Genomic DNA, 24,531 nt, shown 5'->3' with positions numbered 1-24,531 from the left:
AGTCCAACGCGGGCAGCCTCTCTAAATATTCTCTTTAAACCAATCAAAAGCTTTTTTAAAGAAGCTACTATTTGCATCAAGTCTAATATGAGCAAATTCTTTTTGCTGTTTTAGAGCATGAATTTTTAGCATTCCTATAGTTGCTGAATACATAGCCGGATTATAGTCTTCTATAAAACCGGCAATAATCTCCGGTTTACCGATTCTACTCTGTTTTTCAAAAATTTTATTTGAAAGCTCTTTAAGTCCTCTAAGCTGAGACCCGCCGCCGGTAATTACAACTCTAAAAACTTCAACCTGCCCTTTTGTTGCTTTATCATATTCGGCTTTTACCATTGATAATATTTCTTCGGCTCTTGCTCTTATTACCTCAGCCAATTTATAAATTGTTACGGAAGTATTTAAAGTATGATGAGTATCAACCTGAAAATCCTCCATATTTACAATACTATCTTTCTCAAATAAAGGTATCATTGCATTACCGTATAAAATTTTTAATTTCTCTGCCGTAACAAGATCAATACCAAAGACTTTAGCAATATCCGAGCTAATATGAAAACTACCTATATTTACATACCCCGTATATATTAATTTACCGGCAAAAAAAATGCCGAAAGAGGTAGTTTTATCCCCCATGTCGATGATAAGCGAACCTAGATTTTTTTCATCATTCGTAAGACAGCTAATAGCAGAAGCATAAATTGCTAGAGTAATATTTGTGACTTCAACATGACATTTAGCGAAGCATTGTACAATATTTGATAATATATTTGAACTAGCAGCAATAATATGTAATTCACAACTAAGTTCTCTACCGTACATACCTATAGGATTCTCGACTGAATTATTATCAAGGGTAAATTCAAGAGGAAAATAATGAATAATTTCCTGGTTTTTAACTTTAAATTCAAGTAATGCTTTTTGTAGTAACTTTTTAATATCCTGCTGCGTTACGGTTTGCCCGTTAACTTTAATTGTATAATTAATATAATAAGATTTAGTGTCGGCACCTGATAACGATAATATAACTTTTTTTATATTTTTACCGCAATCTTTTTCAAGTGCGTAAATTGCTGAAACAATGCTAGTTTCAGCATTTTTTAAATCTGATATAACTCCTGATTTAATACCTTTAGAATGATGCAAATTTTGGCTAGCTACTTTAATTTCACCTTTTTTACTAATATAGGCAGCAATTACGGCAATCTTACTACTACCGCAATCAAGTGTAACAAAATTTGATATTTTCTCTTTCATTTTTTTATGCTTGTTATTCCAAAAACGTCATTGCGCGAAGAATTACAAAGTAATGAGACGAAGCAAGCTCAGGATGCTTGACAAGAGTACCACGTCGAAACTACGTTTCTCTTCGCAATGACGATTCTCAGTACTTCTCTATATAATACTTATTCTTATCCCTTAAATCCAAAACCTTATAATTTTGGTTAAATAGCTTATTAGCTTTATTTAGTGCATCGACATATTTTAATGCTTCTTCAAACTCTTTTTCAGGTAACTTAATACTTATATTACCTTTAAGATTTAAATCCCACCTTCTATCTCCAAGTCTTACAGCAGCTGAAGTTTTATTCATTAATGCCGGATATTTCTGCAGCTCTAATACTAATGTACCTGCATAGATATTCGCCCCTTCCCCTACAACATGTAATAAATGAGGAAAAGGTTGAATATTTTTACTAATTTCGTAACCTTCTTCATCGACTAAGAAAAGCTGATTATTAATTTGCCAAATAGCAATAGGTTCTCTTTCAAATAATTTTATATATACCGTATTTGGTAATCTTCTACTGACATATACTTCCTTGATCCATTTATTTTTCTTTAAATTATTTCTAATTTCGTCTAATTTAAGAGCAAAAATAGGACTGCCCTTATTCGCATTTAAAACCTTTAATATTGTAGGCTCATCGACATTTTGCTGTCCTTCAATGATAACATTCTCAAGTTTAAACCCAAGTTTTGTTGTTGTTTGGTATATATTTGTTGTTAAGTAGGTTTTTATGCCGGCAAAATATTTTGTAAAAACAAATAGACATACAAAGATAATTAAAGCAATCTTAAGCCCTAATATTGCTTTTTTGTACATTAGTCCTAATTTTCGGCGTAATGAGATATTATTAGTTTTTTTTGTTTGTTTTTTTTTATTGGAGCTTGTTTTTTTTCTCATGATTCAAAGCTTGCCGTCTTTATAATTTCTTCAATTAAGTTAGTAAAATTTATCCCTGCATAAGCTGCAATTTCCGGCACTATTGATAAAGGCATCATACCTGGGTGAGTATTTATCTCCAAAGCATATAACTTGTTTGTCTGCTCTTCTAAAATAAACTCTGCTCTAGCAGGACCTTTACAATTCATTGTTTTATAAATTTTTTCTGATTCTATAAGTAATTTCTCATATAAATTAGCAGGTAGCGGAGCAGGACAAAGATGATCAGCAAATCCTTCGGTATATTTAGTTTCATAATCATAGAAACGATTCTTTAGTAATTTAATCTCTAAAGCTCCAAGAGCTTTGCCGTTTAATACCGCTACTTGCAATTCTCGCCCTTTTATATATTGTTCTATTATTACCTGATCACCGTAAGGAAAATCATAATCGGCAAAGTTAAAATCGTCTTCTGCAAATATCACCTCAACACCAATACTTGAACCTTGCGTAAGAGGCTTAATAACGTACGGTCGTTTCATAGGATCATTTTTTATATTATCGCTTTTATTTACAACAATGCCTTCTGCCATATTAATATTATTCGTTAAAAACCAGATCCTAGAATGTATTTTATCGAATGCTAAAGCTGAAGATAACACGCCGCTATGAGTATAAGGAATCCGCATTATATTAAGTAATCCTGGTAAACAACCGTCTTCACCATATGTACCGTGCAGGCAATTAAAAACGATATCAGGTTTTATTTCTTGTAATCTAACTGCAATATCCGCTCCCATATCAATAAAGGTAACTCTATATCCTAATTCAATTAAAGCTTTACTAACTCCTTCGCTTGACACTAACGATACTTCACGCTCAGCAGACATACCGCCTGCCATTAATGCTATATGCTTTTTACCGGTACTACTTAATATTTTGACTATAGAGTGTTCTACCCAATGTGTTTGATATTTATGCACGTTTTTTCCTTTCTTATTAAATCCATTGTAATTCCTAACTAAAAGCGGCCTTGGTGCATAGCTCGAAAAACCTACTCGATGTCATCCCCGCGTAGGCGGGGATCCAGAAAAATAACTTCAATATTGATATAGAAGTTACATATTATAAAATAAACATATAAAAAACTTGTTTTTTATATGTTTTACTGGATTCCCGCCTTCGCGGGAATGACATACAACTAGCTGCAACAACGCCATTTTTAATTAGGGATGACGTCCGATTCTCTTAATCTCCCACTCTAACTTAACCCCGCTATCTTCACATACTTTCTGCCGGACAAAATCACCTAAATCTTCTAAATCCTTAGCGGTAGCATCACCATTATTTATCATAAAATTACAATGAAATTCTGACATCGAAGCACCGCCTATTCTATAGCCTCTAAGCCCCGCTTTGTCAATAAGTTCCCAAGATTTACGCCCTTCAGGATTTGCAAAAGTACTACCGCCCGTACGCTCTTTAATAGGCTGTGTAGATGATCTTGCGTTCTTTATTTCATTCATCCGTAATAATATATTTTCACTATCGCCTTTATTTATTTTAAAAACAGCTTTGAGAATAATTAAATTCTTTGGTAAATTATTACTGCGATATTTAAAACCGATTTCTTCATTTGTGAATGTTAAAAAGTTTCCTGCAAAGTCAATCGCTTCAATCTGCACTACAATATCTTTAAATTCAGAGCCGTAAGCACCGGCATTCATAGCAACACCACCGCCGATAGTCCCTGGAATACCTACTAAAAACTCAAAACCGGAAATAGCATTTGCTTGACAAAATTTTGCTAAATTATAATTAAGGCAGCTGCTACCTACTATTAAATGATTATCTACAAACTCAATATTGCTAAAATTCTGACCAAGTTTTATAACGACCCCTTCTATGCCGCCGTCTCTTATAATAATATTTGAGCCTGCTCCAAAAGTCTTTATAGGTAATTTTTGCTTATTTTGTATTAAGAAACTTTTTAAATCTTCGCTATCTAAAGGTTTAAAGAAAATTTCAGCATTACCGCCTACTTTAAACCATGTTAAGTGTTTTAAATTATAATCTTTTTTATACTCGCCTTTTACTATCGGTAAAATTAACATATTTAATCCTGCTATTCGCTTTACTGTTATCTTCACTCTTTTGTCCCTTAGTTCGCTTGACCCTATGTTATACGAACAGATGTCATTCCCGCGAAAGCGGGAATCCAGAAAAAAATGATAAAAACAAAGAAAATTATATACTACATTTTTATATAATTTATTTAAAAAACTGGATTCCCGCTTTCGCGGGAATGACATAAGAGCTATGCAACAATACCAGTCAAACCACGGTATGACAGCTAAAGCCACGGGATGACAATCTCCCCTCTAATTCATTAGCAAAACTTGAAATATTACCTGCTCCCATCATAATGATCATATCACCAGAAGCTGCATTATCTATAATAACTCCAACCGCATCATCTAGCTCTGCTAGAAAATTTGCTTTATCGTGATGTTTACGCTTAGTAATCTTATCAACTAAACTTCGTCCTGTAATTCCTTCTATAGGGTTTTCACCTGCAGCATATATATCAGTAATATAGAGTATATCCGCATCAGCAAAGCAAAGCATAAAATCATCAAATAAATACTGCATTCTTGAATATCTGTGAGGCTGAAAAATAGCAATAACTTTACCGTTTTGTTTATTTGCTATATTTTTAGCCGTCGCAAGCGTTGCTTTGATTTCCTCAGGGTGATGAGCGTAATCATCGATAATTGAAGCGTTATTATATTCAGCTACTTTAGTAAATCTCCTCTTCACTCCTTTAAAATTATTAAAACCGTTTTTAATAGCTTTAATACCGAAATCTAATTCTATCCCAACGGCAATTGCAGCAAGACTATTTAAAATATTATGTCTTCCGGGCGTTGGAATAGTAATTTTTTCAATAATCGTTGTACCTAGTACATTTGGTAGACTAATTTTTACGTCAAAAGTAGAGGAGGCAATATCAGTGTTAATATTAAACGCTATAATATGAGCATCTTCCGAATCGATGCCATAAGTAACAATCTTCCTTTCAGTAATATCGTCTACTAACTTACGAACTATTTTATGATCGATACAACAAACGGCAAAACCGTAAAACGGCAAATTAGTAATAAAGCTTCTAAAAGCACCAATTAATGTTTCAAAATCTCTATAATAATCTAAATGTTCAGGATCAATGTTAGTTATTATCGCAATAGTTGATGGAATATGAATAAACGTTGCATCCGATTCATCGGCCTCCGCAATTAAATAATTACTTGAACCAAGATATGCATTAGTCGATTTATTATTGATGATCCCACCGTTAATAACCGTAGGACATAAACCAGCTGCCTCAAATAAACAAGCAACTAAAGAAGTAGTAGTGGTTTTACCGTGCGATCCCGAAACTGCTACTGAACATTTTAATCTCATAAGTTCAGCAAGCATGTCCGCACGTCTAATAATTGGAATTTTACGCTCCAAAGCTTCTTTTATTTCAGGATTCTTTGGATTAATTGCCGATGAAATAACAACATACGACACATTGGTAATGTTCTGCTCGGCGTGTCCTAAAAATATTTTAATGCCGTATGACTCAAGCCTTTTAGTATTATAATTTTCTACTAAATCGGAACCTTGTACTTTATAACCTAGATTATATAATATCTCAGCAATACCGCTCATGCCAACGCCGCCGATACCTATAAAATGTATAGTTTCTAAGGTTTGATTAGTTTTTTTTAATTCAAGTAACAGCATTTAAGTTTAATCATTTAAAATTGAGTTCTGCATATAGGTTTTAAGTAACATTGTCAAGCACTAACTGTGTCATACCGCGACTTGATCGCGGTATCCAGTTTTAAATATTAAAATCATTGATATTAAAAGTTATTTTTATGGATACCGTGGTCAAATCACGGCATGACATCGGAGTCTTTTTCAAGAGCCATACAACAAAACCGGTTCAGTATGACAATCATTAAACCTCATCCACCCTATCAAATTTTGCTTCGGAATAGAAGTTTCCTTGTAGCCCACCGACTTTTAGATCAATTAAAAATTTAGCTATTTCTCCGTTTTCTACGAATTCAGCTACCGTTTCAATACCTAAATCTTCTGAAATTTTAATTAATCTTTCTACGAAATACCTACTTTGTACATCACTTGTAATACTACGCACATATTTACCGTCAATTTTGATAATATCAATTGGTAAGCTTTGAAGTTGTTTAAAAGAAGTAAAACCCGCACCAAAATCGTCTAATGCAAATTTACATCCGTACTTACGTAGTTTATTAATAAATAAAGTTATTTTATCGTAATTCTGATTGAAAGAAGTTTCCGTAATTTCAATAATTAAACGATCCCGAACATTATGAGCTTTTAATAAGTTTTCTGCTATTTCCCATAAAGCTTCATCGCCTGTTCCTATATTTGAAATATTAACGGCTAACATTAAGTTTGGGTTGCGGGCAAGTTCATTAACAGTCATTTCTAAAACAATTTGATCAATTATAAAAATTAATCCTTTATTTTCAGCAATAGGGATTATAGGACCTACGGAAATATAAACACCGTTCTCGTCAGGTATACGAAGCAGACATTCATAATAATGAATCTTCATAGTATTACGATCTATTATAGGCTGATAAGCAAATCGCATAGTCTTTTTTGCTAAGGCTTGTCGTAGTAAGTTAAGCTGAAGATTAGATTTTCTTATATTTTCCAAATCATGTTCTGTACTGCTATATTCACGGTAATAATAATTATTATTTTGTGAAAGTAACATATTTAATGTTTTTTCAATTTCTTTAGCATTATTACTTACTTTTTTTGGAAATTTAATACTAGCAATATAACAATTCATATAAATTGCTGGCTTCTGTTCATTAATATAAAGCTGCAAAAATAAATATAATTTTCTAGCAAAATTTTTAATTAAGTCAGAATCAGTAGTATTTAGGATAAATAATATTCTATCTTTCTTTATTTTCTTAAACTTTGAAAAAATATTAAGTTCTTTGCTTACATCTTCAATGATTTGATCTAAATCTTCAATTATAAAATGCTTACCCTGCTCTATAAATTCTATTTCATCATAATTAACTAATCTACAAGCAAAACATACGCCTTTTTCCAATTTATCTATCGCATCTTGTAAATCTTTATAATTCGTTCTTAATTCCGACATTGCCATGTGTATCATAAAATTATATACTTAAGAATATTAGGACATTTTTACTGTAAATGAAATAAAAATATGAACCGCATAGAAATGATACAAGAAAAATTAAGTGTGTTAAAACCACATTTTCAAGAAATAATAGATGAAAGCTATAAACATGCTAGTCATTATAACGGAATTCACAGCCATATAAAAATAAGAATTTCTGCAGAAACATTACAGGGGAAAAGCCTAATTGCCAATCATCGCACTATTAATAACTTACTTGCCGATGAATTTAATAGCGGCTTGCATGCTTTATCGATAGAGGTACTATGAAAACAAATAATATTTTAAAAGTAGCCGTTGGAGCTAGCAGCGTAGCACAAAAAGCCTTAAATAGTATAACGGATAAAAGCTGTGGCATAATTGAGGATAAAATACTTAAAGGTAATTACGTCACTCGCGAAGAATTTGAAAAATTACAAACTTTAGTAATAAAACTCAAGAAAGAATTAGCAGAGTTAAAGAGCAAATAATTAATCAACTAGTTTCAGAATTTTCTATTTTTGCTTTTAACTCTTCTATTTCTTCTATAGTTAGCCCTGTTGAATCTGCTATTATATTGACATCTATATCTTTAAGTCACAAGTTCTTTGCTATTTCTATGCTTCGTTCTTTCCCTTTTTCACACTGTTCTTCCTAAAGCTATTTCCTCGGCATCTTCCATTAATTTCGCTCTTATATAGGCATCATATTCTTCGGCGGTGAGGTTATGCATTTCTATTATATTGTATGCATCTAATACCTTCTCGCTCTTTATATTTGCAGGTGGGCTGTTTTCTGTTTCTGCACACTTAAATAAATGTAACCACTCATCTATAGTAGTTTCAAGCTTATCTTTATCAAAATTTTAAGCTCTATAAATACATAGGAAAAATCAAATAAATATTGCTTATTTGTTTCGGTAATAAATCTTTATGCTTTATTCCTTGTGTAAGTTGTAAGCTCGATTATATACCAGCTACCAGCTTCATCTTTAACCTTTAAATCAAATATGCTTTTTGTTCCCTTTATCGAGCATAGGTACTTGCTCTACAGGTATAAATTCTATTGCTTTAATTCTAAGCCCCTCAGGTAATTCAAGAACTGCATTGATAAATTCCTTGAACCTCTCTAAATCACGAAAGATTTTTTTAAATACACTATCAATTAGTGGGATCTAAATATCTTTGCATATTAATTATTACTTTTGGTATTACTCATATTATATAGCTTTTTAAGTAATCAGTAAATAATACTAGAATATGTACTTTTAATAGAATACTTATTGCTATTTTTTAACAAAAATTACGTACTTTGATCCGTTCTAATGGATACGATTGCTGACATGCCGGGAACTAGATTAGCATTTGGGGATTCAAAATCTATTAAAACAGGTACACGTTGTACGCTTTTAGTAAAATTACCGGTAGCATGATCTGGTGGGATTAAGCTAAATTTAGAGCCGGTCGCAGGAGCAATATTACGAATCTTCCCGTAAATTACCTTTTTAGGCAAAGCATCAAATTCAATTTTGACTTTCATGCCAGACTTAAATTTCTGAATTTGTGTTTCTTTAAAATTAGCCTGAATATACATAGTATTATCTTGAACTATAGAAAACAACGCCCTACCCGGTACTATGTAATTTCCGACTTCTAAACTACTATTACCGAATATACCGGGTACCATAGCAATAAGTTTAGTATTTTGTAAGCTCCTTAAGATTACTTTTTTATTTTCTGTTAGCTCTTTAAGTTTTTCCTGTTCTGCTGCTTTTTCAAGCTCAAGAAGCTGTAAATGTTGCTTAGATATATCTAAATCTAACTGTGCTTGTTTATAATCCGTTTTGGCTTTTTGATATGCGTTTTTAGAATCATCTAACGTTTTAGAGCTAGCAAATTTTGCCTTATTTAACTCCTGCACTCTCATAAAATCTGTTGCAACAATATCAAAGCTTATTTTATTAAGCTTTAATTTTTCAGCTGCTTGCTCTAGGCTAATTTGCCCTATTGAGATTTTTTGCTCTATAATTTCTATATTTTTTATGCAAGCTTCAATAGATGCTTCAAGTGCTGCAAGCTTTGCCTTATAATCTCTATCGTCAATTTCACCTATCAGATCGCCTTTATTAACTTTAGTATTATCGGTAACAAATAACTTTGTTAAAACACCGCTAACTTCAGCACTAACATTTGAAATATCTGCATCTATGTAAGCATTATCCGTAGATTGTGTATTTGCCCAAACATAAATTCTATATCCCAAATAAATAAATATGATTAAGGCTATAATAATTACATATTTAGTAAATGGATGATGTTTATATTTGTCGATAGCTTGTTGTAATACACTCGGCATAATTAACTTTACCAATACCCTCTATGTTTAAAAAAATAACAAATTGGTATAGAAAGAATATATATCACTGCAATTAACGGCAGTGAATACCATGGATATATGATAAGATTTATAATAACAATAGCAACTAAAATCATTGCAAGCGATAAATATTCAGGTTTAATACTCAAATTTTTTGTTGAGATTGTAGGAAGCCTACTAGCAAGTAGAAAAGCTATAATAGCCAAATATATATTAATTGTTATAGTATGAGTACGGGTATTGATATTTAATAACGTACCGATTTCAAAATCTATCATTACAGGCATTAAAGCAAGTAAAGCACCGCATGGGGCAGGTACACCGGTAAAAAAATAGTCAGTTTTATCTTGTTTCGGTTGATAAATACCAACGTTAAAGCGAGCTAAACGTAGTGCCATACACACTATAAATAATAACATTACCGCTGATGAAAATACCTTATACTCATATTGTTGAAAAGACCATAAATATATCAGATAGGCCGGAGCTATACCGAAATTAGCAAAATCGCATAATGAATCAAGCTCTGCACCAAATGGACTAACTGCATTTAGCATCCTTGCTATTCTACCGTCGATACCGTCAATAATTGCCGCTACTATAATGCAATATACCGCAAGTTCCCATCTACTATCCAAAGCAAATTTTATAGAACTCATACCGGTTACTAAACCAAGCAACGTAATAAAGTTGGGAATTAATTTTATTAGAGGTACAGGCTTAGTTATTATAGATTTACGAATTTTTAACAATTTTTATACCCAAAATGTATTTATCACGTCATTGCAAGGACAAAACAGTGTGGTTGCATGGCTGTCAATGTCTCATTCCTGCAAAAGCAGGAATCCAGAAAAAAATAATCTTAATTGGTACAAAATTATATATTTGATAAAATAAACAGATAAAAAACTTGTTTTTTATACGTTTCACTGGATTCCCTCCCGCCTACGCCGGAATGACATAAACAAACCATGCCTACAGCTGCTCGCAATGACGGTGTTAAAATTATGAGGCTACTTCCTCTCAAACTTAAATTCTGTTGTCTTTTTACGTCCAAAATCAGCAATGATAGTTTCACCGCCTATAGCAGTCTGCCCTTTACTCACTAATAAAGCTGTTTTCAACGGTAAATAAACATCTACTCTGCTACCGAAACGAATTATACCGTATCGCTCGCCCGTTTTAACTTCATTACCCTCTTCTAAATCACAAACTATACGCCTTGCTATAAGTCCGGCTATTTGAACAAAAACAATTTTCTGACCTTGAGCAGTTTCCATTAATACTGATTGACGCTCATTATAAATACTAGCTTTATCGAGTGAAGCATTAAAAAATTTTCCTGGATTATAATGAAGTGCTAAAATTTTTCCGTTTGCCGGGATTCTATTAACATGGACATTAAAAATATTTAGAAAAATACTAACTCTAATCATTTCCACATCACCAAGTCCTAATTCCGGAGGCGGCAATGCTTCCTTAATTTCTTGAATTATTCCATCTGCAGGACTTATTACCAGATCATCACTTATAGGCACAAAGCGATCAGGATTACGGAAAAAATAAATACACCAAGCAGTAGCAATACATCCAATACAGCCAAGTTTTTCATTAAATGATGCTAATAAAAAACTTACTAATGCAAAGCTAGCAATAAATATATATCCTTCGCGGTGAATAATTTTAAATAAATCATTATATTGTTTCATTTTAATCTCTATGAATCTCCTTATTATTTTTAACTATGCCTGCTCTGCTTTATCCTCTTGATTCTCACTCTCGTTTTCATCTTCGTCTTGAGGGGTAGCTTGAACTTCTTGCGCAGAACCCAGAGCATATACGCATAAATCCGGGAGTGGAACACCGTTTTTTTTGGCAAGATCATTTAGCTGTGATATTGCTTTCATAACATCATCAGGAATAGTACCGCCTCTTTCGTCAGATAACCATTTTGCTTGAAATTGTAGCGGATGATGCCCTTCTTGAGGCGTACCTATATAAAACTTAAACTTGGCTCTTTGTCCACTAAAATCGCAGTCAAATTCAAACTCTTTATAATGTGCCATAACTTTATGAATTAATAATTATATTAATATTATTATAACAATAAAAATGCAAATCTAAAATAATTTCTTATCTAATATTTTTTAAGTTTTTTAGCAATATAACGATTTGAATATAGAAATTTATCGCTAGAATCTATAATTATCCCGCCTGCTTCCTTAATAAAAAGCTCAAATGCATAATATAATGTAAAATTTAATAATGATAAACATATTAAATCCGCTTTACCTGACGCTACAAGCGTAGCCCCATAGCAAAGAGAACCAAAAGATCTAATATTATCTACCTCTATCTCCTCCAAATCATTATGATTTACACCTTCAATAATTGCTAAACAGTTTCTTAAATCGGCATTATCGGAAACTCTAAGTCTTAATCCTTGATAATTAGAGTTTAAATTATTTTTTTCTATCCAAGCTCCCTTACCTTTTTCAGCATAATAAATTTCATTAAGAGCAGGAAAATATATTACTGTAGAAGTAGGAATTAAAACTTCTTGATTCCTTTTTAAATAAGTTACGGATATCGCAAAAAAAGGTATGCTTCTGGCGAAATTATTTGGGCTATCTATAGGATTAATTAAAAAAACACTCTCATAATTATTATTTAAATCGAATTTATCCTCCGGAAAAAATAAATATTGTGTATATTTTTGTAATTCTTCACATAATAAAGTTTTTAATTTTAAATAAGATCGCTTACAAAATTCTTCATTTCTTACAGAGTGTTTTTGTAGCATTTCGAGTTCTAAAAAATCTCTATGCAAAAACTTAACAGCTTTACGCAGGGCATTAATTAATAAATTAGTTATAGGTTGCATTTGATATTTTTAATTATTAGTTTTAGAAATTATGTCGTATGGCTTTAAAAAATTGATACCATTCCTAGCTAAAAGCATTGCCTGAGTGGATGCTGCAAGTCGTCATTGCGAGGAAAAACTGTAAGTTTTGACTAAGCAATCTCAGGATATTTGACGAGATTGCCACGCAGCCTACGGCTGCTCGCAATGACGGGGTGGTATCCATAGTTCAATAAAACAGCTTACTTCGCTCGCTCGACATATGTCATATCATCAGTTTTAACAACAATTTTTTCTCCTATTTCTAAATATTGCGGGACCTTAACTTTAATACCGTTTTCTAAAATTGCTGATTTATAAGAAGCGGTAGCGGTTGCTCCTTTTATTACCGGATCAGTTTCACTAATTTCAAGTATAACAGTTGGAGGAAGCTCAATATTTAAAGGCTTGTCATTATAAAATTCGACTTTAACAATCATATTTTCAGTTAAGAAAGATAATTTTTCTTCTAACATTTCCTTGGAAATATTTATTTGATCAAAATGTTTGGTATCCATTAATACCAAATCATCACCTTCAAAATATAAAAATTGATAATCTTTTTGTTCAAGTTCAGCTTTTTCTAAATAATTGGCAGAACTGAATCTTTCGTTACGCTTTGTCCCTGTTTTTAAATTTTTCATCTCAACTTGTACATAAGCTCCACCTTTCCCGGGTTGAGTATGTTCCGGTGTTTTGCTGACAACCCATAAATCATTATTATACACTAATATGTTACCTGTTCTAATTGAATTTGCTGAAATTTTCATATATCATACATTTAAGACTTAAAATTAAAGTATAAATATACAAATTATTTCCTTTAAAAACAAGAATTTAATCTTATGACCACAATATTAGTAGTAGATGATATAGAACCCAATATTAAGTTACTAACAGCCAAACTTTTAAAAGAGTATTATACGGTTCTTACTGCAAATAGCGGTAAAGAAGCACTAGCAATTCTTAAAAAAGAAAAAATTGATATTATACTACTTGATGTTATGATGCCGGAAATGGATGGATGTGAGGTATGTAAAACGATAAAAACCGATCCGGAAACTACTCATATACCGGTTGTAATGGTAACTGCACTTTCCGATATTGATGATCGCGTTAAAGGTCTTGAGGCAGGAGCTGATGAGTTTTTAACAAAGCCGATTAACGATACTGCTCTATTTGTAAGACTTAAATCGCTATCTAGAATGAAAAGCTTAATTGATGAGTTAAAGCTTCGTAATAGCACTAATGCATTATTAGGCGTAATAAATATTGAAATGCATGACACTTTTGCAGATAAAAAAATATTACTAATTAATGATGATGTGGTACAAGCTAAAAATATAAAACAAATGTTACTTAAGCTTACCCAAAACGTAAAGGTAATAAGTAATTCCGATGAATTAGATATTATAAATGAATATACCCCCGATTTAGTAATTATCAGTAGTACGCTCGAAAATGACGATCCTTTGAGGATCAGTGTTATTTTAAGGGGTAAAGCAGAAATAAGCGGCGTAGTAATAATTTTACAAATTGATGAAGACGGTATGCCTTTGGTTGTGAAAGGTATTGAACTCGGTATTAATGATTATTTCGTTTATCCTATAGAGGAAAGCGAATTGCTTGCTAGAATTAGAACACAATTAAGACGTAAGCAATATCAAGATAATTTACGTAATGATCTTGAACAAAGTGTCAATTTAGCAGTTAAAGACGGTCTAACCGGCTTATTTAATCGTCGCTATTTCGATATACATCTCAAACAAATTATTGAGAAAACTAATAAAGAAAGTATTAAATTATATTTACTTATGTGCGATATCGACAATTTTAAACATGTAAACGATACTTACGGTCATCAAGCAGGCGATAAGGTTTTAACAATTGTATCCCGTATTTTGAAGAATACTCTCAGAGTAACAGACTTAATAGCAAGATTCGGCGGTGAAGAATTTACTATACTCTTAACGGATATAGATATTTCTAAAGCAATTGCAACTGCGGAGAGAATTAGAGTTAAAATAGAATATATGAATTTTCACATTGAAGATCAAATTGAACCTTTAAAAACAACTATTTCAATCGGAGTTACGAAATATAAAAAAGAAGAATCAATAGAATCTTTCATTGAACGTGCTGACAAAGCTATGTATGAAGCTAAAACAACTGGTAAAAATAAAGTAGTAAAATTATAATTGATTTTTTAAAGTAAAAAAATAATGAGCAATTCTTCCAAAAAACATCTTGATTTACCATATAGACCAGGGGTCGGCATGATGATATTAAATGCCAATAACCATATATTCGTCGGTAAAAGAATAGATACAAAAATATCTGCATGGCAAATGCCGCAAGGTGGGATAGTTCCCGGCGAAACACCAAGTATTGCAGCAATGCGTGAGATGTTAGAAGAAATAGGCAGCGATAAAGGATATATTATTGCCGAAAGCAAATTCTGGTATAGTTATGATGTACCAAGCTTTTTAATACCTAAACTGTGGAACGGTAATTTTCGTGGACAAAAACAACGCTGGTTTTTAATTAGGTTTACCGGAAATAACGAAGATATTAATATAAATACCTCTAATCCGGAATTTGACCAATGGCGTTGGGCATCACTTGATGAACTCTTATCTATTATAATACCGTTTAAACGTAAACTTTACCAAGCCGTCGTAAAAGAATTTGAATCATTAATTCAGTAAAAATTATATATATATAGTACTTGTAGAACAGCACTATTTACCTCTTTATCACCTTCAATTCATTCATTTATAGCACTAAATAATGAAATATCCGTATTATTGCCTAAAGTAAATACAGCACACTCATTTGTTCCTCTAGACAATAAACGAATCTTTATCGCAACTAGATTCAATCTCATATAATATGTACGTACTATCATTCTTTATTAGGTTATAATTATTATCACCGATTATATGTGCAGTAAATGCATTTGCTAGATTAGATATAGTTATATTAAAATCTTTTACTTCTCTTATATGAAATAAGTTTATAATGAAATTACTTAGACAGTAATTTGTTGTTGTTTCAGTTTCCTAATTAACCATATCAATTTGAGTTTCCGGCATTAAAAATCATGAATTTATATCTTCAAACGCAAATTTTAGCTCCCTAACCAATCCATATAAAATATATTTTTTATCAGCAATATGTACAAAGGTATGATCAGGATGCTCATCTAAAAAATATGTAGAGGTATTAGAAAAAGGTTTTAAATGTACAGAATATACCTTATTTCTATCAAGGCTTTGGTCATAACTATTTTCACTAGAATCAGCTGATATTAAATTTGGTAATAAAATAAGTCTACAAAAATAACCGATTAACTTAACTCTATTTGGTAAAAATTTAATATGATAATTTGGCATAACGTTACTTTATGTTTATTATAACATGTCTTATTATTAAATTTTCTCACTTAATACTGTCATAGTTTTTTTTCTATATCAAAGTTAAAATATTGATCTTTATAAGGCTCATCTGCAAGTTGTATAATGCCACCACTCAATTTTACATGCTTTAAAATTATGGTTTTGCATCTTAGAACATAAATAATTACGTTTTGCTAAATATTTCTTATCAATTAATTTACTATCATGAGGTAAAGCTTCATCAAATAAGTCAAAAGAAGTATACATGTCTACCGTATTGTCATCTAAAGAGGATTATAACACGCGCGTCTTTCAGCTTTCTCTTAATAATGACTTCAGAATTATTATTAACTTCCTTCTGAAGCTTTATTATTGATCAATCTACAGTACTCCTACTATGACTAGATCTTTCCAGCTATATAACCTAATATAAAACATTTAGACTTATCTATATATGGGTAAAAGCTTTCCTTATTTTTTTGATCAATATTATCGTTGCTCCATCTTAAAAATGTTGTACCGCTTTTTGTGGTCTATATGCATATAATCAGTGAATAACCATCTTTTTGTACCTCAGCTTGTACTGCTTTAAGAGCCTTAACAGCTTATATGGTTAAAATTGCTTCCGGTGCTTTATAACCATCTACCTTTTTACCAACAAAATTTTCATCTGAATAATAATGCATATTTTGAATAATTGTAGGGTCGATATCTTTCAGATACATGAACCCTTTAAGTAAGGATTTAGCATATATTGGAAGAAAGCTCATAAATATAAAAATTAAACTTGTTAAAATCAATTTCATAAAATGCTAGGCTTTGTAAAGATTTCTAATTGATTTTATTTTGAGATATTGTTTAGTGCAAATCAAATCGTTTTAGAGATCTTCACAGAACCTAATATAAAATAGACTCCTTGGCATAATCTCTTTCTAAAGGTAATTTGGATCTGGTACTCGAATCCTTACATAGATTTGTTGGCTACGCTCTGGTTCTATGTTCCGTGCCTCCTTCAAATTCCTCTTTATAAAATAGGTTATGCAATAAGTCTAAGATTTATCTTATACAAAATTTTATTAAAAACTATGGGACTGTTAACAGTACTATAGTAAACTCACCCCCATTTTGTGCCAGGCACGAAGGTAGAGCCTATATATATAATAGACGAGAGGATGAACAACGAAGCACAAAGTTCAAATCAGTTTACTATAGAACTGTCAAAAAGACGGATGAATGGTAGCGAGGGAGGGATTTGAACCCCCGACACACGGATTATGATTCCGTCGCTCTAACCAGCTGAGCTACCCCGCCAGGGGAAAAGTGTTTATATAATTTGTTAAGAAGTGTCATTCTAGATAAAAGCGGTTGCATGGCTTGGAAAATGTACTTAGTGTCATACCGTGGCTTGACCACGGTATCCCAAAAAATAACTTAAAATACTAATTAATTTAAATATTTTAAGCTGGATCCCACGATCAAGTCGCGGAATGACAATAAAAAATTGATCCATGCAACAATTGACTAGCAACTTCTCAAATTGTATCTTAACGTTTAGAGAATTGTGTTTTCTTACGTGCTTTACGTTGTCCGTATTTCTTACGCTCTACTACCCTAGAATCACGTGTTAAAAGACCACCTTTACGCAAAATAGCATGAAAATCCGGAGCAGATTTATCTAAAGCTTTAGAAATTCCATGTAAAATAGCACCTTTCTGTCCTGAAATTCCTCCACCTCTAACAGTACAAATTATATCATACTGATCAATAGTTTTTGTTAAGACAAACGGCTGTAAGATAGTTTTCACATAAGTTTCAGAAGGAAAGTACTGGGCTATTGTTTTGTTATTAACAACTATTTTTCCTTTTCCTACTTTAAGCCATACTCGTGCTATAGCATTTTTTCTTTTACCTGTAGCATAAAACTTGCCTAAATTATCTATTTGTTCTTTAGGAGTTTTTAATACTAAAGGTTCTTTAGTTAACTGCTTTTCTACTTTTTCTGTTTTAATTTTTAACTCGGGCATATTCTATTACTTTTTATTTTTTGGATTTTGGCTTGCAAAATCATAAACAGTAGGTTGCTGTGCCATATGAGGATGATCACCATTTGCATAAACATACAAATTACTCATTTGCTTAGCACCTAAAGCATTTCTTGTAATCATTCTTTTTACGGCCATTTTAATAACTCTCTCAGGGTGTTTACCACTTAAGATTTTACCTGCCGTAGTATCTTTTATCCCACCTGGAAATCCTGTATATCTGTAATATATTTTTCCGTCTTTGGGATTTGCTTTTTTACCTGTTAATTTTACATGCTCCGCATTTATTATGATTATATTATCACCACAATCTAAATGAGGTGTAAAGCTAGGCTTATGCTTACCACGTAGCATATTAGCAACTCTGCTAGCGAGTCGTCCTAGTACAATATTTTTTGCGTCTATGACCCACCATTTCTTTTCAATTTCCGATGGCTTTGCCGAGTAAGTTTTCACAATAGTATCTTTTTAATTAGAATTTAAAATTAAAGAATCAAGCAACATACTTAATAGCATTAATACCCGCTATCTGTCAAGCTAAATATAATTTATTTACTTCCGAATATTATTTTGCTATCGGTAGAAAAATATAAATTATTATTTGCGCTTAGCCCATAATAACGAATATTTTTTATAATTTTGACAACATGAGGTATCATGTTTAATCCATTATTATCAACATCAAAACTATATAAAACACCGTTAACGGAAATAACATTTAAACTTCGCTTATTGTTATTATTAACTCCAACAAAAGGTACTAAAAAAGCAGCAGATTTTAGTTTCTTAGGATCTTGTCCATCATTTAAATCAGCTACAAACTTTACTTTCCCTGTTTCAGGATTAAATGCTGCTATTTGTCTAGCATTATTTGTTACAAATAGACTATTACCGATTAAAGACATTGATTGAATATCCTCGGCATTTACCTGCCAAATCACACTGCCGGTTGCTACATTAAGCTTAATAAGCTTACCAAGACCGGTTGCTATATACAGATTCATATTATCATGAACGGGAGTACATAAAATACTTGATTCGTCAAAATTCGGTATAGCTGTACGATCATTAAGATTTGTAAACTCAAAATTCCATTTTACTTCACCGTTTGTTATATTTAAGGCAAGTATTTGCCCGGAATTATAAGTTACTATTACATTGTCATACTGTACTATCGGCGTCATAAAATAACTAGCCGACAAAACTTCCGCTAGGCTTTCATGTTCCCATACGGTTTTTAAAGTTTCTGCATTTAAAGCAATAGTTTGATTACTGATAGTTTGCACTAAGACAGTATTATCATTGAGCACAATAGGCTTAATTCTAATAATATCCGGAAGTTCTTTTCTAATTATTTCATAACCTGATTTTGCATCTAGCACTACTAACAACCTTGAACCGTATGTTACGTATAATTTTCCGTTATGGTGTAAAATTCCGCCGCCTATATAATTATCTTTTTTATGTCTACTTAAATTATAAGACCAAATAATCTTATTTTTCTCTATAGAAAATGCAGAAATATTCGATCTAATATCCAATGCATAAATCATATCGCCTATAAAAACCGGCTCAGTAATCGTTTTACTTCTAGCGAAACTATACTGTTTATTCTTAAGCATATTTGCATTAAATGCATATATATTTGCATTAGAATCTAAATATATAGGCTCATGAGTCTGAATTGCTAATTTAGGAGTCAACTCAACAATATTTTTTACCCTTTTTGGTCCAAGCCCGTTACATGAAATTAAAATAAACGGTAATAACAGAAGTGCTATTTTTTTTGTCATATTTTTCCTTAAGTACGAATTATTATTTATTTAAATTTACAAGCAATGCTTTAGCCTGATCTTTTATTAGATCAGATACATTATTTGAAATTAATAAATTTTTTAGATTTTTTTCTGCTTGCGGTTTCATATTATTCTTAATATCCCACATAGCTTTTATAATAGTTGCTGTAGCCCAAAAAGGTTTTTTCTCGTCATCAAAATAATTTAAATATTTGGTCAATTTCTCTTTATCTTGAATATCTAGATTGTGATCATCAATAACAAGACTACACCATGAAATACGTGCATAAGAAGTAGAAATTTCGGAATATTCTTTATTTTCAATAATTTTATTAAGCAGGTCTTTCGCTTCTGAATATTTTTTTTTTGAAATCTTTATGGCTACTTGTTCTAATGCAGCTATTTCTTTGATTTTAGTATTACTAGTAGTAACTAAATGCTCTAAAGTATTAAAAGCTAATTCTTCATTATCTTTTGTTGTTTCCAAACCAACAGTCTTAACAAGAATATCTCCGTTTTTTTGGTTATTTTTAATTCTTTTATCTTTATTATTATTAATAACAACCATTATAGTAATAGCTATTATAGAAATGATTATTATTATAGGTAAAAGCTTTTTGAAAAAAATTAACCTTTTTTCTTCATTTTGATCACTCAGTACTTCATCCAAAATATCAGTCATATTTTATTATTTTTATTTATTTTTACAGCCAAATTTAATCTTAGCATCTTCTGCCATTTTCTTGGATGCGGCAGTTCTATTAGTTGGAAATTCCTTATCAAACTTAGCAAGCATATTACATGCTTCCTGAGTTTTTTTTAGTTCGCCTAAGGAAAGTGCTAACTTCAATAACCCATCGGAAGATTTTGCCCCTTTCGGTAACTCTTTATAGCCTTTTAAATAGTTAACCGCTGCCCTGTTATAGTCTTTTTGTTTAAAAAAGCATTCCCCATACCAGAAATAAGCATTACTAATTAGCAAACTGTTAGGATAGTTTTGGATAAAATGTTTAAACTTATCTTTTGCTTCAGTAAGTTTATTATCTTTATAAGCAGCAAGAGCCAAATCGTAGGCTTGCTTATCAGGAGCTATATCCTTATTAACCGCAATAGGTTTTTTAGGTGCATTATCCGGCATATCTTTAAGCAAAGCTATATCAAAAACATCTTGTTTTTTTGAATCACCGGCTTCTAAAACTTCAGTATTTTCTTCTTGATTTGAAATATTTGAGTTCTGCTTTAGCATATCAATTTTATGCTGTAAAACCTCAACTTTACCGATTAGCCTTCTGATTTCTTGTTCCTGTTCATCTAGTCTATTTTCAAAATCATTATTTGCTGCATATTTTAAAGGCTTTCCTTTAATAGTTTCGCTTTCTCCGAAAGAAAACATAGAAAATAAAAAAGTAAATAATAAGACAATCAGTTTCATATATTTTTTAAAAATTTATAATTTTTTTATAATACCGAAATTTTTTTAATATTCCACACAATTTTTTATATTTCAATACTACAGTCATATGTAAACGTTATTGTTATGGTGGTACCTTCATTTATCTTACTTTGCAAATCAAATTTACCGTTCATAAGTTCAACCAGCTTTTTAGTAAGCGGCAACCCAAGACCGGTACCTTCATATTTTCTACTAAGCTCACTATCAATTTGACCGAACGCCGATAAAGTTTTTGGGATATCTTTTTCCTCAATACCGATACCGGTATCTATAACTTTTATATATACTAATTTTGCTAACTCATCTTTTTCAAGTGCAATAGTAACACTTCCTCCGGAATTCGTAAATTTCACAGCATTTGATAAAAGATTTAAGAATACTTGTTTTAGCCTTTTTGGATCAGCCTTTATAACCACATGCTCTTTCGGTAATCTACTAATTAAAGCCACTTCGGCTTGATCGGCACGAGTCTTAACAAGTATCAGCGAAGAACGAATTAATTTATTTAAATCAAGATCTATACTATCTACTTTTAATTTATCGGCAGAAGCTTTAGAAAGATCTAAAATATCATTAATCATACTAAGCAAATGCTTACCGGCATCATTTATATCTTTAATATAATTTTTACTTTTTTCTGCATCTCTTTCCGACATAAGAATTTCCGAAAAGCCTATTATAGCATTAAGCGGTGTACGCAATTCATGACTAATATTAGTAAAAAACTTTGTATTTGAAGAGCTGGTTTTTTCTACTTTTACTATTTGAGCTTTTAAATTTCTATTTATTTCAAGCTGCTCCTCAATGATTTGTCTAGCATAGTTAGTATTACTAATAATTATAGTGCAGAATATTATAAAAATAATGATAAAAGTTATAAAAACCTTTTGCTCAAGAGAGGTTATATTTTGCCACTGGCTGGTAATATTAGTGTTAATCTCAAATACTGCATCTACGGGAAAATCTAAATTATTATTTATAACAGGGATATAGCTAGTAACAAAAGAAGCCTCTTCCACTGTTAAATCACTTTCATTTTCTATTACTACCCTTGGTAATAATATATGACTTGTAATACCTTCAAAAGCATCTCGAAGCGGAGCTTTTGAAGTAAAGGATTTTAAAAAAAATTTATCGATTTTTGCGGTAACTATCTCAACCAAACTATCATCTTTATAATTGTCTACACTATACATATGTAACATATTACTAGTGATGAATTTATTACCTTTGAGATCGTAGAGAGAAATATTAATATTAAGATTGGTGAACCATTGAGTGGTAACCTTTGCAAAATTAATAAAATCTTGATCTTGTAATAGTTTTAAATAATCGAATTTGCGTAATTTACTGATTACGTTCTGATGAGTATTCCAAATATTATCAGTGTAAAGTTCTACAATTTTAGTATGTTCCAAAGCCACTTGTTTTACTATCATTTCTTTTATCATAAAATAACGATAAAACATCATATTTATGACAATATTAAGAAACAATATAATGAATGACAATCTTACTATATACTTATTATGGTTCATTATAAGACCTAGTAGTTATTTTTAACTCAACTGATGTCATCCCTGCGGAAGGCTTGCTCGCATACCAAATCGTCATTGCAAGTGACTAAAAGGAGCGTGGCAATCTCATAAACCAGGGTTCCTGAGATCGCGTACGTACAAAACTTACAGTTTTTCCGTAGCTTATGACGAAGAATCTATCCATGCAGCAAAACCGAGAATGATATTATCCTCTCTACTTATCTTCTTGTTTAACTCTCTCTTTTGTTTCCAGCTTCTTATTAATAATCAACCCTGTAATTACATCATAAGCACGAGCAAATTGATAATCTTTTTTGTATAATTCCGATAATTCATTCTCTTCTTGTTTATTATTTTTGGCTTTTGTTTCTTTTTGGCTATCTTTGTTTTTAGATGCATTATCTTTGTTTTTTTCATTATCATTCTTCAAATAATTTTTTAAAGAACTCTCAGAAAAACGCTTATCTATTTTTTTCACTTCTGGATACTCAACTTTCGCCGGCTCAATTAAAATATCAGGCTCTATTCCTTCTGCTTGAATAGAACGACCGCTTGGGGTGTAATATTTAGATATAGTCAGTTTTACGGCAGCCCTAGAATTGATTTGCGTTAAAGCCTGAACTGATCCTTTACCGAAAGACTTAGTGCCAAGTATTATTGCTCTTTTATGATCTTGCAAAGCTCCGGCCACTATTTCCGAGGCAGAGGCAGAATTACCGTTTATTAAAACTATCATAGGTACTTTGGGAGCTTTTAACGAAAACTCATTTGCTTTAATTTCGCTATTACTTGATGTAGTTCTACCTTTTGTTGTTACAATTACACCGGAATCAATAAAATAATCACTAACAGCAATAGCTTGATCGAGTATACCTCCGGCATTATTACGTAAATCTAGAATTATACCTTTAAGGTCATCTTTACTCTCAGTTTTTAACTTCTTTACTGCTGCCTTCAGCTCAGAAATTGTTGACTCATTAAAAGTAGTTATACGTATATATGCAATATTATTTTTTTCTAAATGTGCTTTTATCGGCTTGATTTTTACTATTTCGCGAGTAAGCTCTAGCTCTTGCGGTTTTGCCTCTTCTTCCTTAATTATCAACAATTTAACCTTAGTACCAGGCGTACCACGCATCTCTTTTATAGCTTTATTAGGACCAAGCGTAGAGACTAACTCGTCATTCACGCCTACTATATAATCCCCACCTTTAAGCCCTGCTTTAAAAGCCGGCAAATCGTCAATAGGCGATATTATCTTAATTGCTCCGCTATCATACATTATTTCAACACCGATTCCGCCGAATTCACCTTTTGTAAAAGTAACAATATCTTCTAAATCCTCATCGGTATAATAGCTTGAATGGGGATCAAGTGAGTTTAACATACCGTTAATTGCTTCATCTATCATTTTTTGCCTATCGGGTACCTGTACATAAGCCTTTTCGATACGTTCAAATACGTCTTGAAATTGCTTATAAGCTTCCTGATTTGATATTTTATTTTCAGTTTCTTTTTCTCCTTCTGCAAATGCACAAATAGAATTTATAATAAAAAATAGTGTTATAATTAAACGTAATAACATAATACTCCAAATATGTGTGTTTTTTAAGC

General features: G+C 31.5%; 26 protein-coding genes, 1 tRNA gene and 2 pseudogenes. 4 read left to right on the top strand and 25 right to left on the bottom strand.

The features are described from left to right. Positions 1-21: 21 nt before the first annotated feature. The 6 genes from ftsA to RC_RS01685 form a co-directional block, all read right to left on the bottom strand. Positions 22-1,257 carry a cell division protein FtsA gene (gene ftsA, locus RC_RS01710; protein ID WP_010976990.1) on the bottom strand — a complete coding sequence of 412 codons (1,236 nt, stop codon included), beginning with the start codon at positions 1,255-1,257 and terminating at the stop codon, positions 22-24. Between the two features lie 127 nt (positions 1,258-1,384). Further along, on the bottom strand, positions 1,385-2,188 hold the full coding sequence (locus RC_RS01705) for a cell division protein FtsQ/DivIB (RefSeq protein WP_010976989.1): 804 nt from the start codon (positions 2,186-2,188) through the stop codon (positions 1,385-1,387). Next, on the bottom strand, positions 2,185-3,150 hold the full coding sequence (locus tag RC_RS01700; protein WP_010976988.1) for a D-alanine--D-alanine ligase: 966 nt from the start codon (positions 3,148-3,150) through the stop codon (positions 2,185-2,187). Before RC_RS01700 ends, RC_RS01705 begins: the two co-directional genes overlap by 4 nt. 243 nt (positions 3,151-3,393) lie before the next feature. Beyond that, positions 3,394-4,281 (bottom strand): UDP-N-acetylmuramate dehydrogenase, encoded by an 888-nt coding sequence (gene murB, locus RC_RS01695; protein ID WP_041471710.1) that lies wholly within the window; start codon positions 4,279-4,281, stop codon positions 3,394-3,396. A gap of 220 nt (positions 4,282-4,501) precedes the next feature. Then, positions 4,502-5,959 (bottom strand): UDP-N-acetylmuramate--L-alanine ligase, encoded by a 1,458-nt coding sequence (gene murC / locus RC_RS01690; protein WP_010976986.1) that lies wholly within the window; start codon positions 5,957-5,959, stop codon positions 4,502-4,504. Between the two features lie 220 nt (positions 5,960-6,179). Beyond that, positions 6,180-7,406 carry an EAL domain-containing protein gene (locus RC_RS01685; protein WP_010976985.1) on the bottom strand — a complete coding sequence of 409 codons (1,227 nt, stop codon included), beginning with the start codon at positions 7,404-7,406 and terminating at the stop codon, positions 6,180-6,182. 54 nt (positions 7,407-7,460) lie between these two features. Here RC_RS01685 and RC_RS01680 point away from each other — a divergent pair, with 54 nt between their 5' ends. After that, positions 7,461-7,703 carry a BolA family protein gene (locus tag RC_RS01680; protein ID WP_004996335.1) on the top strand — a complete coding sequence of 81 codons (243 nt, stop codon included), beginning with the start codon at positions 7,461-7,463 and terminating at the stop codon, positions 7,701-7,703. Continuing rightward, positions 7,700-7,903: a hypothetical protein gene (locus tag RC_RS01675; RefSeq protein WP_004996338.1), complete on the top strand. Its 204-nt coding sequence runs from the start codon at positions 7,700-7,702 to the stop codon at positions 7,901-7,903. Before RC_RS01680 ends, RC_RS01675 begins: the two co-directional genes overlap by 4 nt. 512 nt (positions 7,904-8,415) lie before the next feature. Here RC_RS01675 and RC_RS10965 read toward each other — a convergent pair. The 7 genes and pseudogenes from RC_RS10965 to efp form a co-directional block, all read right to left on the bottom strand. Continuing rightward, positions 8,416-8,602, bottom strand: a pseudogene (locus tag RC_RS10965) (hypothetical protein). Between the two features lie 112 nt (positions 8,603-8,714). Then, positions 8,715-9,767, bottom strand: coding sequence for an HlyD family secretion protein (locus RC_RS01670; protein WP_016830675.1), 1,053 nt, complete (start codon positions 9,765-9,767; stop codon positions 8,715-8,717). Positions 9,768-9,775: 8 nt separating this feature from the next. After that, a complete protein-coding gene (gene pssA, locus RC_RS01665) occupies positions 9,776-10,540 on the bottom strand; it encodes a CDP-diacylglycerol--serine O-phosphatidyltransferase (protein WP_010976983.1) in 765 nt (254 codons plus the stop codon). Positions 10,541-10,801: 261 nt separating this feature from the next. Beyond that, positions 10,802-11,497: a phosphatidylserine decarboxylase gene (locus RC_RS01660; protein ID WP_004996349.1), complete on the bottom strand. Its 696-nt coding sequence runs from the start codon at positions 11,495-11,497 to the stop codon at positions 10,802-10,804. 33 nt (positions 11,498-11,530) lie between these two features. After that, a complete protein-coding gene (locus tag RC_RS01655) occupies positions 11,531-11,854 on the bottom strand; it encodes a DUF2610 domain-containing protein (protein ID WP_010976982.1) in 324 nt (107 codons plus the stop codon). 71 nt (positions 11,855-11,925) lie between these two features. Then, positions 11,926-12,672: an inositol monophosphatase family protein gene (locus RC_RS01650; protein WP_010976981.1), complete on the bottom strand. Its 747-nt coding sequence runs from the start codon at positions 12,670-12,672 to the stop codon at positions 11,926-11,928. 221 nt (positions 12,673-12,893) lie between these two features. Beyond that, positions 12,894-13,460 (bottom strand): elongation factor P, encoded by a 567-nt coding sequence (efp, locus tag RC_RS01645; protein WP_010976980.1) that lies wholly within the window; start codon positions 13,458-13,460, stop codon positions 12,894-12,896. Positions 13,461-13,535: 75 nt separating this feature from the next. On the opposite strand from efp, the gene RC_RS01640 reads away from it, so the two are divergent. Together RC_RS01640 and RC_RS01635 are read left to right on the top strand one after the other, a co-directional pair. Beyond that, positions 13,536-14,888: a PleD family two-component system response regulator gene (locus tag RC_RS01640; protein WP_010976979.1), complete on the top strand. Its 1,353-nt coding sequence runs from the start codon at positions 13,536-13,538 to the stop codon at positions 14,886-14,888. Positions 14,889-14,912: 24 nt separating this feature from the next. Further along, the gene (locus RC_RS01635) at positions 14,913-15,398 is read left to right on the top strand and encodes an RNA pyrophosphohydrolase (RefSeq protein WP_010976978.1); all 486 of its coding nucleotides are present in this window, start codon (positions 14,913-14,915) and stop codon (positions 15,396-15,398) included. 135 nt (positions 15,399-15,533) lie between these two features. Here the strand turns inward: RC_RS01635 and RC_RS10960 are convergent. The 12 genes and pseudogenes from RC_RS10960 to RC_RS01580 all read right to left on the bottom strand — a co-directional run bounded on the left by RC_RS10960 (position 15,534) and on the right by RC_RS01580 (position 24,502). After that, a pseudogene (locus tag RC_RS10960) lies at positions 15,534-15,785 on the bottom strand (hypothetical protein). Positions 15,786-15,791: 6 nt separating this feature from the next. After that, positions 15,792-16,085 (bottom strand): hypothetical protein, encoded by a 294-nt coding sequence (locus tag RC_RS01630; RefSeq protein ID WP_010976977.1) that lies wholly within the window; start codon positions 16,083-16,085, stop codon positions 15,792-15,794. A gap of 108 nt (positions 16,086-16,193) precedes the next feature. After that, the gene (locus RC_RS01625) at positions 16,194-16,355 is read right to left on the bottom strand and encodes a M15 family metallopeptidase (RefSeq protein WP_010976976.1); all 162 of its coding nucleotides are present in this window, start codon (positions 16,353-16,355) and stop codon (positions 16,194-16,196) included. A 338-nt stretch (positions 16,356-16,693) separates the two neighbouring features. Then, positions 16,694-16,894: a hypothetical protein gene (locus RC_RS01620; protein WP_010976975.1), complete on the bottom strand. Its 201-nt coding sequence runs from the start codon at positions 16,892-16,894 to the stop codon at positions 16,694-16,696. A 428-nt stretch (positions 16,895-17,322) separates the two neighbouring features. Further along, positions 17,323-17,399, bottom strand: a tRNA-Met gene (locus RC_RS01615). Between the two features lie 233 nt (positions 17,400-17,632). Continuing rightward, positions 17,633-18,112, bottom strand: a complete 480-nt coding sequence (gene rpsI, locus RC_RS01610) for a 30S ribosomal protein S9 (protein ID WP_010976974.1) — start codon at positions 18,110-18,112, stop codon at positions 17,633-17,635. A 6-nt stretch (positions 18,113-18,118) separates the two neighbouring features. Continuing rightward, entirely contained in the window at positions 18,119-18,586 is a 468-nt protein-coding gene (gene rplM / locus RC_RS01605) for a 50S ribosomal protein L13 (protein WP_004996373.1), read from the bottom strand. A gap of 92 nt (positions 18,587-18,678) precedes the next feature. Next, complete coding sequence (locus RC_RS01600; RefSeq protein ID WP_010976973.1) at positions 18,679-19,923, bottom strand: outer membrane protein assembly factor BamB; 1,245 nt, start codon at positions 19,921-19,923, stop codon at positions 18,679-18,681. Positions 19,924-19,945: 22 nt separating this feature from the next. Then, positions 19,946-20,608, bottom strand: coding sequence for a DUF2659 family protein (locus RC_RS01595; RefSeq protein ID WP_010976972.1), 663 nt, complete (start codon positions 20,606-20,608; stop codon positions 19,946-19,948). A 12-nt stretch (positions 20,609-20,620) separates the two neighbouring features. Next, positions 20,621-21,358, bottom strand: coding sequence for a tol-pal system protein YbgF (gene ybgF, locus RC_RS01590; protein WP_010976971.1), 738 nt, complete (start codon positions 21,356-21,358; stop codon positions 20,621-20,623). Between the two features lie 65 nt (positions 21,359-21,423). After that, positions 21,424-22,917 (bottom strand): sensor histidine kinase, encoded by a 1,494-nt coding sequence (locus RC_RS01585; protein ID WP_010976970.1) that lies wholly within the window; start codon positions 22,915-22,917, stop codon positions 21,424-21,426. A 214-nt stretch (positions 22,918-23,131) separates the two neighbouring features. Next, positions 23,132-24,502: a S41 family peptidase gene (locus tag RC_RS01580; RefSeq protein WP_041471709.1), complete on the bottom strand. Its 1,371-nt coding sequence runs from the start codon at positions 24,500-24,502 to the stop codon at positions 23,132-23,134. Positions 24,503-24,531 lie beyond the last annotated feature (29 nt).

The sequence above is a fragment of the Rickettsia conorii str. Malish 7 genome (assembly GCF_000007025.1).
GTDB classification, from domain to species: Bacteria; Pseudomonadota; Alphaproteobacteria; order Rickettsiales; family Rickettsiaceae; genus Rickettsia; species Rickettsia rickettsii.
This window is presented reverse-complemented; position numbering and strand designations above follow the sequence as displayed.